Below are 15,152 nucleotides of genomic sequence, written 5' to 3'. Positions count from 1 at the left end.
TGTAAAATTAAAGTTCACAGTAAGTGGACACCTGTCAATATAACGAAACGAGAGAGCTGTTTAGCTCCCTCGCATTTTGTTTATTTGAATTTAATTTTATTTTCAGTATCACATAAAGCGCCTGCCAGCAGCCACTTTTGACTATTCATTTTTCCTATACGCATAATAGTAAGGCAACCAAACCATTATCATAGCAAAGTTGATGGAATATTGGGAAGTTCCTTTAAGGGCTTCCTATTTTGTTTTAAAGTCTTAACTTAATGTAAAAATATTTAGCATGTGACACAAAGCGACATGATTCCCAAAGGTAAATATATAAAATCTGTTTAATAACAAGAAACGGCATAAATATTGACCGAAAGGATGAATAATTTGGCCACAACAGAAGAGAAAAATCCTGTGCAGCGTATGGAAAGTGGCGAACATGAAAGTACAGTGAACCAGTACAGCACCGAATCAACCGAGGATAATAAGCCAGATGTCAAAGGGCTTGAAGCGGAGATAAAAAGGCTTAAAGCAGAAATTGATATAAGAAACAAAGACAAAAATACTTTTGAAGCCCTCTTTGACAACAAAATCTTCGCAGTTGTTATTCTGGACAGTAACTACAACTTTATCTGCGTTAACGATGTATACGCTAAAGCATTTTCCCGACAAGTCTCTGATTTTCCTGGCCATAACCACTTTGAATTCTACCCTTCCGACGTAAAAGTAATCTTTGATCAGGTCGTCATGACAAAAGAAAGCTATAAGGCCTGGGCAAGGCCATTTGTTTACACCGACCATCCTGAATGGGGGACTACATATTGGGACTGGACACTTGTGCCTGTCCTGGATTCATATGGAGAGGTGGAATCATTGATCTTTACTCTAAATGATGTAACCGAACATGTCAGAACTAAAGAAAAACTATGTGAAAGTGAAGAACGCTATCGAAGCATCTTTGATAACAGCATTGACGGTATCTTATTAACAGTTCCAGACGGGACAATACTGTCAGCCAATCCCTCGGCTTGTCTCATGTTTGGCAGAACAGAAGAAGAGTTGTGTGCTGTTGGCAGGAACGGAATTGTTGACATGAACGACCCGGGGGTTATTATGGCTGTTCAGGGAAGAGAAAAAACAGGATGCTTTAATACCGAAGCTACACTGATTAGAAAGGATGGGACTAAATTTCCTGGCGAGGCTACTTCAAACCTGTTTAAAGATAAGGATGGCCGTATTTTATCCAGTATAATAGTTCGGGATATTACGGAACGCAAGAAATCGGAAGAAGTATTGCGTTTATCTGAAGAGAAGTTCTCCAAGGCCTTTTACCATAATCAGACGATGATGGCTATTACAAGGCTCGATGATGACACTTATGTTGATGTTAACAATATATGGGCAAATTCCATTAGTTACAAAAGGGCAGAGATGATCGGTAAAACTACTAAAGAACTGGGTATACGGGTCGAGCCAATAGTAAGACAAAAAATAAAGCAAATTCTTCTTGAATATGGTTGTATAAGGAATTATGAAGAAAAAATAATAAAAAAATCAGGAGAGGCTTGTTATTTCCTTACATCTATCGATATTTTAGATATAAATGGCGAGAAATTTTCACTTATTTCCGCAGTTGATATAACCGAACGAAGAAAAGCTGAAGAGGCTTTGCGTGAATCCCAGGAACTTTTCGCCATAGCGTTTGATCATGCGCCTTATTCGTTATTAATTACTTCTTTAAAGGAGGGGAAAATTAAAAAGGCTAACAAAGTATTTTTACAGAAAAACGGTTTTACAGAGGAAGAAGTCATTGGGCGCTCAACTGTTGAACTAAACTTGTGGTTTAATCCTGGTGATGGTGATAGGGCTGAAATGTTAAAAAAACTTAATGAAGAAGAAGTTTATAACAAGGAATTAAAGCTGAGGAATAAGGATGGCAGGGTATTTGATGTAATGTTCACGGGGGGGAAAGTAAATCTGGACGGTGAAGAGTGTTTGATTACCATCCAGAATGATATAACCGAGCTTAAAACATACCAGTATGAATTGGAGCGATTAGACAGGTTGAACCTGGTCGGCGAAATGGCGGCTGGTATAGGGCACGAAGTCAGAAACCCCATGACCACGGTTAAGGGATTTCTGCAGCTGCTTAAGGAAAAAGAAAGGTATGACCAGGATAGGGACATAATGGACCTAATGGTGGAGGAACTTGACAGGGCAAATTCGATTATCTCAGAGTTTCTATCTCTGGCTAAAAATAAGGCTGTTGAATTAAAGAGTCAAAGCCTTAATCAAAAGGTCAGGGCAGTGTTTCCTCTGCTCCAGGCAGATGCCATGAAACAGGATAAAAACATTGAGTTGGTACTCGGTGACATTCCCCATATCAAGATTGATAGAAATGAGGTCCAGCAGCTGATCCTTAACCTTGTCCGAAACGGGCTGGATGCCATGCAGCCAGGCGGTTTAATGACTATTAAAACATTCCAGGAGGACGATATGGTAGTCCTGGCTGTAACAGATCAGGGCAGCGGAATAGTCCCAGAAGTCATTGCGAAAATTGGGACACCCTTTTTTACAACCAAAGATAACGGCACTGGCCTGGGGCTGGCTGTTTGTTACAGTATTGCAGCCAGGCACAATGCCAGGATTGAAATTGACACAGGACCTGAGGGGACTACCTTCTTTGTTAGATTTAAAGAATAAAAGGTATTGAGGTAAATTTTTTACAGTAAATAAATATAGGGAGTTCCTTTTATCGGTTGATCGTTTATTTCATCAAACGATCACATCTTTGTTGCGGGAGCAGATCGACGGATAATGCGCCATTATGTAAAGATCGTAGATACGAAGCGTTAGCGTAGCCGACCGACTGGTAGGCAAATTGGTTACGAACAGGAGGGCTTGAATAATTTTTTTACTTATAACTCACTTGTTTTAAATTTATTTTAATCACAACCCATTTTAGTGAAAGACCGATGATAATATAAATTGGGAAGGAATATAAGTGTTTCCAATTGTTCATTTCATATAGCTCTAACCATATAGCTATTGGTTCTCCGATAAACGCCAAAACAAAGGAGGTGATTAAAATAGCTATAAAAAATTCTTTCCATTCAGCATAATATTGATATATTAACATGTATGTTACAGGCAATAAAGCGATATCGGCTGAAAATAAAGGGGGCATAAGTGGTATTAACATATTAGGATAGCCCCATAATACCAATTCAACGCCAAGTATGTCTATGATTATTACCACAACCGAAACTAAAAGACCATAACAAACTATTTCCAATAACCTATACTTATCAACACGTTTCCACCATATGCACCATACTAAGATAACAAAAATTAAGGATAACCACCAAGAAAAAGTAAATACATTATTTTGCAAGTAATGATCCATATTAACATCTCTTAAAGCAGCACGAAGTTCTATCTGTTTTCCCCAAAGAGGGTGATTAATAACTGAATTAAACATATTCTTAATTTACCACCTTTTGGTTATAAAAAATATTGATTGGGGTACTACAGTTTTAAATATCAAGGCCTTCTATATTATATTTTTTGAAAACTTATTAAATAGGTTACAATAAATATTAGAAATGAGTATATTTTTCCAATGTTTTTAAAGAGATATGTTAAAAAGAAACATTATTATAACAGCTAGAACAATGGTAATAATCCATGCTTGCAATGGCTCTTTGTAGTGTAGACGAATTATGGTAAACATAATACAGTTAAATAAAATTGAAAACCAAATATTCCAACCATTTTGATACGAAATTGAGCCAATCTTGAAAGCTATTATTTCAATTATTGAAAAAATCGCAACCCAAATTAAAATATATCCAATTTGTTTATGTAATTTATTTGGATAAAGAGACAAAAAGAGGAATATCGCAGGTGGTTGTCCAACCAATGCAACGAAAATAAAACTGAAAGTACTCGTTATTACTAGTGATTCGAATTGCCAGAGTGGTTGATTCTTGGTTATATATCCGTATGCAAAGTCTATAGCTATAAAAAACAGAACTGTGGGATAGTACCTTCGCCAGTTACGCCAGTCACCCCATTTCCACGCAGCTGCTAAGAAGGGAAAGGCAGCTATTAAATTTATTTCAGCTAATTTCAAGATATTAAAATCCATTTGAACACCTCAATATTATGTGGCTTAATTAGTATTTCCTGTAAAAACATTTTTAATAGTGTTTTACTTTACTTGATTAAATATATGGTAATAACTTGACCGCTCTCACAGCTGCCAGGGACAGGGTGACGGCTAGCGGTCTAGATTGCCAAACTATCACCAAGCCCACCTAGGATAAAAAGGTAATATATACCAATAATACCTTGCCCGCAGAATTTTAACGCATTAGAAACGATTCTAGCGCGTCTTGTGATCCATGGAATAAACAAGATATTATGTGATACCAGGGCAGCATTTCCTCTTCTCCAGGCAGATGCCATGAAACAGGATAAAGATAATGGCACTGGCCTGGGGTTGGCTGTCTGTTGCAGCATAGCGGAAATGCACAACGCCAGGATTGACATTGATACAGGAACGGAGGGTACGACCTTCTTTGTAAGATTTAAAGGTTAAGAGGGTGTGATATGGGTTTAAGCAAATCAGCACAGGCTCAAATATTGGGTCATTTGTGCTATTTTTAATAATAATCAGTTTTATTTGTTACAATAACCATAATGTTTCAAGATAAATTGGGGAGGTTAGCTCTTGGCTAACAGACTGTTAAAAGAAAAAAGTCCTTACCTGCTCCAACATGCCAATAATCCCGTAGACTGGTATCCCTGGTCTGATGAGGCTTTTGAAGAAGCAAAGAAAAGGGACTGCCCTATTTTTCTAAGTGTGGGATATTCTACCTGTCACTGGTGCCACGTCATGGAAAGAGAGTCGTTCGAAGATGAGGAAGTAGCTGCAATCCTCAATAATAACTTCGTATCCATAAAGGTAGACCGGGAAGAACGGCCGGACATAGACCATATCTATATGTCTGTATGCCAGGCCATGACCGGTCAGGGGGGGTGGCCGCTAACCATTTTAATGACTCCTGATAAAAAACCTTTTTACGCGGGAACTTATTTTCCCAAGCATGAAAAATGGGGCAGGATAGGCCTGGTGGAAATACTGATCCAGGTAAGTGAAAAGTGGAGGCAGGACACGGATTTGCTGGTTGAAACCGCCGAAAAGGTGAGCCTTTCTGTTTTTACAGAAAGAAGCGATGATCAAGGTAAAGAGCTGAATGGAAAAACTCTGCTTAAAGCGTTTTTTCAAGCCAGAGGAATGTTTGATAATGGATTCGGCGGATTCGGGACAGCGCCTAAATTTCCTGCTCCCCATAACCTGGCCTTTCTCCTGCGCTACTGGAAGCGCAACGGTGATAAGGAAGCCCTGGATATGGTGGAACTCACTCTTGAGCATATGTACAGGGGCGGGATATACGACCATATCGGTTATGGTTTTTCCCGTTATTCAACCGACAAGCAGTGGCTGGTCCCTCATTTTGAAAAGATGCTTTATGACAACGCGCTGCTGGCACTGGCGTACATAGAAGGTTACCAGGCAACGGGACGGAAGCTGTACGCCAGGGCGGCAAAAGAGATCTTCACATACATACTGAGAGACATGACCTCTCCCGAAGGTGGTTTTTATTCAGCGGAAGATGCTGACTCCGAAGGTGAGGAGGGGAAATTTTATGTCTGGTCTCCCGCTGAAATTAAAGAAATTTTAGGTGATCGGGATGGCGAAACATACTGCCGTTTGTTTGACATAACAGTAAAAGGCAATTTCGAGGGCCGGAGCATCCCTAACCTGATCGCAGCTCCAACGTTTGACGAAGCCGGGGAATTAGCAGCAGAGAAAACTGCCGTTTATAACGAATCTATGCGGGAGAAACTTTTCCAGGCCCGTGAAAAACGGGTGCACCCGTACAAGGACGATAAGGTCCTCACTTCCTGGAACGGACTGATGATCGCCGCCATGGCCAGGGGGGCGGCAGTTTTTGGTGAAGATGTTTACCGGGATGCGGCGGCACGCGCTGTTGAATTCATTTTTAATAAAATGCGGCGGGCGGACGGCAGGCTGCTGGCCCGTTACCGCGATGGAGAATCAGCCTACCCGGCGTATCTTGACGACTATGCTTTTTTAACCTGGGGGCTGCTGGAACTGTACGAAGCCACGTTTGACGCAACCCACCTGGAGGGAGCCATTGAACTTACCGGTCAGATGATCGATCTCTTCTGGGATGAAGAAAACGGGGGGTTTTTCTTTAATGGTAAGGACGCGGAGCAGCTTATTTCCCGCCCGAAGGAAATTTATGACGGGGCGCTGCCGTCCGGCAACTCGGTGGCGCTGGTTAACCTGCTGCGACTGGCCCTTTTGACTGCCGGCCAGTCATTCGCGGATATGGCTGAAAAGCAGGTGAAAGCGTTTGCGGGAAGTATCGGGGATTACCCGTGGGGATACACTCACTTCCTGATGGGAGTTGACCTCTTGCTCGGCCCCGCCCGCGGGATTGTAATTGCCGGGAGAGCGGGAGACGCAGATACTGAGGCGATGTTAAGGGCCGTCAGCCAGACCTTTATGCCGAACACGGTGGTGGCTTATCACCCGGAAGGTGAAGCAGGCCGGCAGATTGAAAAGCTGGTCCCTTTCCTGAAGGAGCAGCGCTTAGTCGATGGGAAAGCAGCCGCCTATATTTGTGAAAACTATGCCTGCCAGGCGCCGGTTACAGACCACCGGCAGTTTGTTGAAGCGCTTCAGCAATAACTTATACATTTATACTGCTAAAGAGGCACAAAACTATATAGCAAAAAAAAGAGGGACACCGATCCTTTATCTGGAATTGGTGAGTTAGCCACAACCATTCCAAAAGGAGAGGTGTCCTCATGAACATGTATCACATTTTTAATTAGGCCTTAACCTCTTCTAAATCTTCAGCCTTTTTATTGAAAACGTATTTCTGAAGGAGGTCTCCACCCACAGTGAAAATCGCCCCTAAAACTAAGCCTCCGAGAAGAGTGCCGATTACCGTTACCAGGTTTTCTCCTCCGGTTGCAAAACACATAGCGGCAGATCCAAAAACAATTGTTACCTTGCCAAGCAATGTATTACCCAGTGGAATCATATGGATCCCGATAGCTAAAAATGTACCAAATCCAACTGCAAAACCTAGGGAGAGGGCAGCATTAATTCCAGCCTGGGTCATGAAACCGGCAGTTTGCAGCATAAGCCAACCCCAAAGAACACCGGCAACAGCACTGCAAAAGTAATGAGGAATTTCTTTTACAAGCGCGCCGCCACCGAAGAATATAGGAAGAGCCACGAAAGTCATCCAAAGAACGTTAGTTGCGAATGCTGGCAGTAAAGCATAGATAAATACATAAATAAAAGTCATTATACCAATCCAAACACTCCAGGTCCATAAATATTTCTTATCCACAAATTCATCTCCTTTTTTTATGGTTTTTACTACCTTTATAAACACCTACAAGGTACGGTCAATAATCACCCCTTTGCCTAAACAGCTTTAATATTGACTTTGCACAGTACAGCCTTTTTGCAATAACCTTGCTCCTCCAGCACTCCAAACAAACGGCGTAATCAAAATTATTTACGTCCCTCCTTTTTGTAGTATATGACCCTGTCTGGCATGTAAAATTGCAGGTTATCCCTGGCAGCAGTTATAATTTTAAGGGGCAGGAGATTTGCATAATTTGTCTGATGGGTTTCAGGGATCCCGTTTGACTCAAATACCCTTAAATTGAGGTTTTCTTTTTTCAAGGAAAGCCCTGGCCCCTTCTTTTTGGTCCTCCGTTGAAAAAAGATCGCCAAAGTGTTTTGCCTCAGCTTCTACACCCATAGCCAATGTCATTTCAAGACCTTTATCTATTGCTTCTTTGGCCGCCCGCAATGCTAAGGGGGGTTTGCCGGCGATAGATTTAGCCAGTTTTAAAGCCTCATCCAAAACCTCGCCCTCCGTAACTACCCGATTGATGATTCCAATACGCAGAGCCTCTTCTGCTGAGATGTTTCTACCGGTAAAAATGAGTTCCTTGGCTATCCCCGTCCCAGCTAAACGCGTCAATCGCTGGGTGCCGCCGTAACCGGGAATCAGCCCCAGGTTTATTTCAGGTTGTCCAAGTTGGGCATTGGCTGACGCCAAACGTATATCGCAGGCCATAGCGAGCTCCATCCCGCCCCCTAAGGCGTATCCGTTAATGGCAGCAATTGTAGCACAGGGCAGACAAGACAGTTCCTCAAAAATTACTTGTCCCTCCCGGGCTAATTCATAACCGCCTTTTGAATCTAATTCGGGGAAACGGCTAATATCTGCTCCGGCTATAAAGAATTTCGGCCCCGTGCCGGTAATTACCACGGCCCTGATTTCCCCAGCAGTTATTTTTAATTGTAGTTCTTTCAACTTACTCCGAAGCTCTTTTAATACTGTTGCACTCAGTGAATTGGCGGGGGGGTTATCAAAGCGTATTACAGCTGTTTTTTCTGTACATTCAAGATGCACTGGCATTTTTTTCACCTCTCAGATTAATAGGAATAGAATCCCTTTCCGGTTTTACGCCCCAGGTATCCGGCACGAACCAGCTTTCTTAAAAGAGGGCAGGGGCGATATTTAGGATCTCCAAATTCAGCATATAAAGTTTCCATAACTGACAAACACACATCAAGGCCGATCATGTCACCAAGGGCTAAAGGCCCAATCGGATGGTTGGCGCCCAGTTTCATCGCCGTATCAATATCCCCGGCACTGGCCACACCCTCCATGAGTGTGTAAACCGCCTCATTGATCATGGGGACTAACATGCGGTTTACGATGAACCCCGGCGCTTCATTAACTGTTACCAAAGTTTTTCCGAGTTTTTCTAACAGAGCTTTAATTAAAATAAAAGTCTCTTCACTGGTAGCAGGTCCTTTGGTAACTTCCACAAGCTGCATAACTGGGACAGGGTTAAAGAAGTGCATACCAATAACCTTATCCGGCCGGGAGGTGGCAGCGGCCAGGGCGCTGATACTTAATGCTGAGGTATTGCTAGCCAGAATGGCCCCTTTTTTCATGGTTCGGTCTAATTCTTTAAAGATTTCTGTCTTCAGTTTTTGATCCTCGATAACCGCTTCAATAACCAGGTCGTTATCAGCCCCGCAATTTAAATCAACAGTAGTACTAATACGCTCAAGAGTAGCGTCTTTATCCCGGGCTGCCATTTTCCCCTTATCTACCTGGCGCTTTAAGTTTTTTTCGATATTGGACAGGCCCTTCTGTACAAAGCGGTCTTCCACATCACATAAGGTAACGGAGAATCCCGCTTGGACCACTACCTGAGCGATAGCAGAGCCCATAGTACCGGCTCCTAAAACCATTATCCTTTCCATATTTATCCTTCTCCTTCTTTAATAAGTTAATTAACCATTTCAACAACTGTGGCCATTGCGGGCCCGCCGCCGACACATAAAGATGCTACTCCGAATTGTCCTCCCCTCCGGCGCATCTCTGAAAGAAGAGTGACAATAAGGCGGATACCTGTGCATCCAACCGGATGGCCCAGGGCAATACCGGATCCATTTGCATTAACACGGTCAATGTTTAGTCTTAACTTACGGTTAACTGCAAGGAACTGAGCGGCAAAGGCCTCGTTAATTTCAAAATAATCAATATCGTTTAGTTCTAAGTTGGCAAGCTCCAGTGCTTTGGGAATAGCGTAAGCAGGCCCGATTCCCATAATTTCAGGATTCACCCCGTAGGAAGCGGTGGCAATAATTTTTGCCAATGGCTTAACGCCTGTTTCTAATACCTTTGATTCTGACATCAAAATGACTGCCGCCGCGGCATCATTTACTCCACTGGCATTTCCGGCTGTTACGGTTCCATCGTCTTTAAATGCCGGCCGAAGTTTCGCAAGATTATCCAAGGAGGCGGATTCTCTGGGGTGTTCATCGGTTGTAAATAATACCTTCTTCTTCTTAATCTTGACTTCGACAGGGACTATTTCCTCTTTGAACTTTCCTTCACGAATGGCAGCTACCGCACGCTGGTGGCTTAATAGGGCCAGTTCATCTTGTTCCTGACGGGTAATACCGTACTTTTCTGCCAGATTTTCGGCAGTTACCCCCATATGATAACCGAAAAACGCGTCATTTAACGCATCATAAAGCAGCGCATCTTCTACCTGACCCTGACCCATGCGGTATCCTGTGCGCGCCCCCATTAACAGGTAGGGCACTTGAGACATGTTTTCAATGCCCACAGCCAGGCTCACGCTGGATTTCCCGAGCATGATCTGATTAGCTGCGATTTCAAGTGCACGCATTGCAGAACCGCACTGCTGGTCTATGGTCGCAGCAGGGGCGACCACCGGGATTCCGCTGTTTAATTGTATCTGTCGGGCCGGGTTACCTTTTACTCCCTGTTTATAACACATCCCCGCTACTACATCGTTCACCTGTTCCGGCTTTACACCAGCGCGCTCCATAGCAGCCTGTGCTGTAACTACTCCCAGGTCTACCGCTGAAATGTCCTTTAAAGTACCCAAAAAATCCCCAATAGGAGTTCGGGCAGCACCAACGATATAGACATTTTCTAATTTTTGCACATGAGCACCAGCCAAAATTTAACACCTCTTTAAATTTTGATTGCTAATATTAACTAATTGTTATTGGGCAGTCCATCCTCCATCAATAACCAGGTGTTGTCCGGTCATATAATTGGAGGCGTCCGAGGCTAAATATACCGCTGCACCCGATATATCTTCAACTTGTCCAAGACGTCGCATCGGTATGCTTTTAATAATGTGATTGTAAATCTTCTCATTTTTCAAATCAGCCTCATTCATCGGAGTAATGACATAACCCGGACAAATGGCATTAACCCGAATATTATACTTAGCCCATTCTAAAGCCAGGGCTTTGGTCATTTGGATAACACCACCCTTGGCTACACAATAAGGCAGTACCTGGCGATCACCCACCAACCCGAGGATGGAAGCAATATTGATAATCTTGCCGCCGCCCTGCTTGATCATAACTTTGCCTACAGCATGAGACATGGTAAAAACTGCCCTCTGGTCGAGGTTTACTACCCTGTCAAAATCCTCTTCTGTAAGGTCTTCCGCTTTTTTAGTAATAGCAGTACCCGCATTATTCACTAGAATATCGATTCGGCCATATTGGGCAATAGTTTTTGTTATTAATGCTTCCAGTTGGTCTTTTTTGGTTATATCTGTGGCAATACCAATAGCATCACACAACCTGCTTCGAACTTCCTCGGCTACACGGTCACAATCAGCCTGGTGACGGCTGACAATTACCAGATCCGCTCCGGCATTAGCCAGTCCCATAGCGATTCCATAACCTATTCCTTTCGTGGAACCGGTAACCAGCGCTACCTTGCCTTCTAAGCTAAATGATGAAACATCCATCATAATCCTCCCTTTGTATTGATTTATTTGGACTTGAATCACATCAATTAACGAATTAACTGACCGCTATTTAAAAAATAACTGCAAATCATCATGGGATTTTTCTAAAAGATCCATATAGTTTTCAAAAGTAAGGTTTTTAAGACCACCGTTAGTATAAATCCCAGCCCTGTCCACAATACGGGTTATAATAAGCTGCTCATCAGTGGGCGGAGGAGTTGTTTTAACAACAGGGGCCACCTTTAGATCCCATGACACATTCGCCTTAATTTCGTCTACGGTTATCCCCTCGTGCAAGCTATCCAGGTATGCTTCCCTGGTTTCCGGGTCAAAACGGAATATACATTTATTGGTGATAATCGATGCCGGACCCCCACTGGGCAAACCTGCTTTTTCCCGTGAGTTATATCCGTCAATGTAGCCGGGAGAAGTGATGTAATCTACCCTTTCAAGAAAGCGTCTTTTTTCTAGGGGCAAAGTAATGATGGTTCTTCTGGCCGAGCTTGCAATGTCGTTTGCCCCGCCGCTGCCCGGCAATCTTGACGCAGGTCTATGATAGTCACCTTCACCATAAATAGCTGTACTGTTTAGATTGCCGTATTTATCAACTTGAGCGCCGCCAATCATTCCCACATCAAAAAAACCACACTGTTGGTCTGAGAAGAGTCGCCACAGGGAAGTAGTACAGATAGAGTTCTCAACACAGGAATTGTCCCCGATACCCAGTATGATTCGGTAAGGAAAGGGTCCTATGCTGCCTGATTCCATAGCCATAATCAGGTTCGGCGCGTGGGTTAGTTTAGCCACGAGAGCACCTAACAACGGAACTCCCACTCCGGCAAAAACCACGTCACCATCATTAATTTCCCTTGCGGAAGCCGCCACCAGCAGTTCCTGAAGGTTATATCCAGTGCCATTATTGTTCATTACGCTTTCCCTCATTCCCTAATAGTTAACATGCGTGAATCGTTTTTCTACTTTACGCAGCCTTTCCAACCGGTCCCATCCAACTTTTTTCAAGTATCCATTCCAGTCTCCCACGCTGAAGCACCATTCTTCCAACCATTTTAGATACCCCTCACGTGTTTTAAAAACGGCCAGTTGCTGCATATGAAACGGAATATCATAAGCATAAGCATAAGGCATATTCCAGGGGTGACAAGCAAATGGTAATTCCACCACGGCATCTACCGCATACTCCGGCGCAATAGTAAGATTGGGGCACCGGCGCACTTCATCGGTAGAAACAATTTCCTCACAGGTTACTATTACATATTTAGCAGCCCGAACCAAGTTTTCTGAATTTGAAGAAAAACCAAACGTTTGAGCGTTACCTCTTTTGTCGGACCTGCTGACATGGACAATAGCAACATCTGGTTTAGCTGCGGGAACCAAGGCTACTTTTTCTCCTGTATATGGATCGTCCATGGTTTTAATGCTTGCGTTATATTTTGGCAGGTCAGAACCCAGTAAGGATTTAGTGGCCATGAAAGGCAAGTTTAAAGCGCCTGCCAAAAACCGCAATCCTATGGTGAAATTTGAGTACTCCACCAGTTCCACACGGTTAGGAATTTCTTGTTCTATAGCCCGCCTGAAGTTATATGCCAAGCCGGCAACTGCATATGAGCACCAGGCAATCTCCATACGTTTTAAAACCCCGGCGCCAACTAACATATCGCCGGCCTCACAGGGACTATCACCAATTAATGTCAAATCCTTCTTGCCTTGCCGTATAATTTCATGGGTTTGAGCTACACACTGCGCGCCTCCCATTCCACTAAAGCTAATGGTATCTCCGTCCTTTAGAAAGGTTGCGATGGCTTCTTTTAAAGTCATTCTTTTATCTGTTTTTTTCTTTGAGTTCATGATTTCTGTTTCTCACCATTTTCTGCATATTTTTTATTGCGCTTTTATCCCTTCATCCAGCAGAACTTTTAGAAAAAGCTCTGCTGGACTACCATCGGTCACTTGATATTTCCTTATTTCATTTACAACAATCTCTATCCAGGGACCGTTGAAGGATGGCCGGCTAAGGCAGGCTGACATACATGCGCTTACCATTAAGAGAACATCATATGTCGGGTTATCCCAGCTAACCAATTCCACATTTTGAACCAGTTGCTCTAAATTATGGACTAATGCAGGGCCATCAATATATGGGTTGCAGTGTCCGCAATATTTTACACCGACCCTTAGTTTACGGGTCATGGCTGTTAGCTATTATCAGGTATTCCCGCCAAATCCCTGGCTAATTTCTTCTTCTGTTCCACATTGCCTTGACGCATAATCATTACGCGCTGCGCCTGAGGTGAGCCGGCGCCATGCATACTTTCGACTAAGGCTGTGCCCGCGGTTATATTTTCTATAAGTCTGGCCATCCTAAACCGGGTTTCTGAGGGGATATTTGCTACACCTTTGAAATATTTATCAACATAATGTCCTATTTCCGGACTGAACAGATCATCCTCTGAAGGCAATGTTGCGATGAACCCGCCAGCGACATCATGGCTTAAACGGCATATCTCGTAAATGAATCTCGTAACGTTTTGTTTGGTAATGTTGGCCAGCATAGGATCAACAAAATAGGCTCCTGAAGGAGTCGGTCGTCCTTCCGCTGAACAGGCTATAGAACCGGCATAAAGGGTTTCAGTAAGATGGATCATTTCCGTGACCTTATCCCTTACATGAGATGCTTTAGCGGCCCCATTATAATCAGCTATGGCTGCCGTAGCGCCGATGATCACATCACTTACGCCACCTTTACAGCCGCCATAATTCTGACGGTGGTATGAGGCAAAAAATTCTACCATGCTGCCGGCAAATTCCCACTCACCACACATGAATACTTTTTCCCATGGGACAAAAACATCTTCTAAAATGGTCAGAGCTTCTCCTCCGACAATTCCGAAACGTGCATTGCCCTGGTCAATTTTACCGGCTTTTCGTGAATCGTTGCTCTGACGGCCGAATATGTGAATAATACCGGGGGCGTCTACAGGTACAGCACAAGACACAGCATATTCAGCATCCTCCGCAGTCAAAGCTGTGGTCGGCATTATAAGCATCTCATGGGAATTTACAATACCGGTCATGTGGGCCTTGGCGCCGCGGATGACAATTCCTTTTTCATTCTTTTCAACTACACGGACAAAAAGATCCGGATCCGCTTGTTTGGACGGACGTAAGCTGCGGTCACCCTTGGGATCGGTCATGGCGCCGGCCACCATAACATCGTTTTCCTGGACATATAATAGAAAGTCTACTAGTCTTTTGTGGTAATCTGTCCCGAGTTTCTTATCCATGTCATAAGTCGTCGTATATACAGCATTTAATGCATCAAATCCAACACACCGCTGGAAACAGGAACCAGTACGCTGAGCAATCATACGCAACATTTTTACTTTTTTAACAAGATCTTCGGTGCTTTGGTGAATGTGTGTGAAGCGATTTATCCTCTTGCCGGTAAGGTGAGACACAGCTGTTACCAGATCCTCGAACATGGGATCATGTGCCATGTCATAGGTTAATGCTGCTGAGTTGATGTGAGGCTGGAACAAAGGATTATCCACCAAGTCCTTTACTTCCTCTCCGAAGGCATATACCTTCGTATTGAGTTTGCGCAGGCTCTCAATGTACTCAGAACCATTCATCATAGCCAAATCTCCTCCTGGATTAAATTTTTAATTATTATTAGCAAGACACGTTCCACTTTTGTGAAA

Annotated in this window: 15 protein-coding genes; 3 read left to right on the top strand and 12 right to left on the bottom strand. The window is 43.4% G+C overall.

All coding sequences use genetic code 11. The features are described from left to right. Window positions 1-372 precede the first annotated feature (372 nt). Complete coding sequence (locus ACOBQJ_RS08620) at window positions 373-2,688, top strand: PAS domain S-box protein (RefSeq protein WP_421071340.1); 2,316 nt, start codon at window positions 373-375, stop codon at window positions 2,686-2,688. A 211-nt stretch (window positions 2,689-2,899) separates the two neighbouring features. Here ACOBQJ_RS08620 and ACOBQJ_RS08615 read toward each other — a convergent pair whose 3' ends face one another. Further along, a complete protein-coding gene (locus ACOBQJ_RS08615; RefSeq protein ID WP_421071339.1) occupies window positions 2,900-3,466 on the bottom strand; it encodes a CBO0543 family protein in 567 nt (188 codons plus the stop codon). A 147-nt stretch (window positions 3,467-3,613) separates the two neighbouring features. Continuing rightward, complete coding sequence (locus ACOBQJ_RS08610) at window positions 3,614-4,135, bottom strand: CBO0543 family protein (RefSeq protein ID WP_421071338.1); 522 nt, start codon at window positions 4,133-4,135, stop codon at window positions 3,614-3,616. Window positions 4,136-4,453: 318 nt separating this feature from the next. Between ACOBQJ_RS08610 and ACOBQJ_RS08605 the strand changes: the two genes are divergently transcribed. Together ACOBQJ_RS08605 and ACOBQJ_RS08600 are read left to right on the top strand one after the other, a co-directional pair. Beyond that, entirely contained in the window at window positions 4,454-4,588 is a 135-nt protein-coding gene (locus ACOBQJ_RS08605) for an ATP-binding protein (protein ID WP_421071337.1), read from the top strand. A 132-nt stretch (window positions 4,589-4,720) separates the two neighbouring features. Next, window positions 4,721-6,772: a thioredoxin domain-containing protein gene (locus tag ACOBQJ_RS08600; RefSeq protein WP_421071336.1), complete on the top strand. Its 2,052-nt coding sequence runs from the start codon at window positions 4,721-4,723 to the stop codon at window positions 6,770-6,772. A gap of 142 nt (window positions 6,773-6,914) precedes the next feature. Here ACOBQJ_RS08600 and ACOBQJ_RS08595 read toward each other — a convergent pair whose 3' ends face one another. The 10 genes from ACOBQJ_RS08595 to ACOBQJ_RS08550 form a co-directional block, all read right to left on the bottom strand. After that, window positions 6,915-7,490, bottom strand: coding sequence for a DUF1097 domain-containing protein (locus ACOBQJ_RS08595; RefSeq protein WP_421071335.1), 576 nt, complete (start codon window positions 7,488-7,490; stop codon window positions 6,915-6,917). A gap of 122 nt (window positions 7,491-7,612) precedes the next feature. Then, complete coding sequence (locus ACOBQJ_RS08590; protein WP_421071334.1) at window positions 7,613-7,786, bottom strand: hypothetical protein; 174 nt, start codon at window positions 7,784-7,786, stop codon at window positions 7,613-7,615. Further along, a complete protein-coding gene (locus ACOBQJ_RS08585) occupies window positions 7,752-8,531 on the bottom strand; it encodes an enoyl-CoA hydratase-related protein (RefSeq protein WP_421071394.1) in 780 nt (259 codons plus the stop codon). Before ACOBQJ_RS08585 ends, ACOBQJ_RS08590 begins: the two co-directional genes overlap by 35 nt. Window positions 8,532-8,548: 17 nt before the next feature. Then, window positions 8,549-9,391, bottom strand: a complete 843-nt coding sequence (locus ACOBQJ_RS08580; protein WP_421071333.1) for a 3-hydroxybutyryl-CoA dehydrogenase — start codon at window positions 9,389-9,391, stop codon at window positions 8,549-8,551. A gap of 26 nt (window positions 9,392-9,417) precedes the next feature. Beyond that, window positions 9,418-10,608, bottom strand: a complete 1,191-nt coding sequence (locus tag ACOBQJ_RS08575; protein ID WP_421071393.1) for a thiolase family protein — start codon at window positions 10,606-10,608, stop codon at window positions 9,418-9,420. Window positions 10,609-10,668: 60 nt separating this feature from the next. Continuing rightward, complete coding sequence (locus tag ACOBQJ_RS08570; RefSeq protein WP_421071332.1) at window positions 10,669-11,436, bottom strand: SDR family NAD(P)-dependent oxidoreductase; 768 nt, start codon at window positions 11,434-11,436, stop codon at window positions 10,669-10,671. Window positions 11,437-11,499: 63 nt separating this feature from the next. Then, window positions 11,500-12,360 (bottom strand): CoA-transferase subunit beta, encoded by an 861-nt coding sequence (locus ACOBQJ_RS08565; RefSeq protein ID WP_421071331.1) that lies wholly within the window; start codon window positions 12,358-12,360, stop codon window positions 11,500-11,502. A gap of 18 nt (window positions 12,361-12,378) precedes the next feature. Then, complete coding sequence (locus tag ACOBQJ_RS08560) at window positions 12,379-13,299, bottom strand: CoA transferase subunit A (RefSeq protein ID WP_421071330.1); 921 nt, start codon at window positions 13,297-13,299, stop codon at window positions 12,379-12,381. Between the two features lie 33 nt (window positions 13,300-13,332). Further along, complete coding sequence (locus ACOBQJ_RS08555) at window positions 13,333-13,641, bottom strand: hypothetical protein (RefSeq protein WP_421071329.1); 309 nt, start codon at window positions 13,639-13,641, stop codon at window positions 13,333-13,335. A 5-nt stretch (window positions 13,642-13,646) separates the two neighbouring features. After that, window positions 13,647-15,086 (bottom strand): 4-hydroxyphenylacetate 3-hydroxylase family protein, encoded by a 1,440-nt coding sequence (locus ACOBQJ_RS08550; RefSeq protein WP_421071328.1) that lies wholly within the window; start codon window positions 15,084-15,086, stop codon window positions 13,647-13,649. Window positions 15,087-15,152 lie beyond the last annotated feature (66 nt).

Source organism: Pelotomaculum propionicicum, assembly GCF_048984525.1.
Taxonomy (GTDB): domain Bacteria; phylum Bacillota; class Desulfotomaculia; order Desulfotomaculales; family Pelotomaculaceae; genus Syntrophopropionicum; species Syntrophopropionicum propionicicum_A.
The sequence above is the reverse complement of the archived record's forward strand: the minus strand, read 5'-3'. Positions and strand labels throughout refer to the sequence as shown.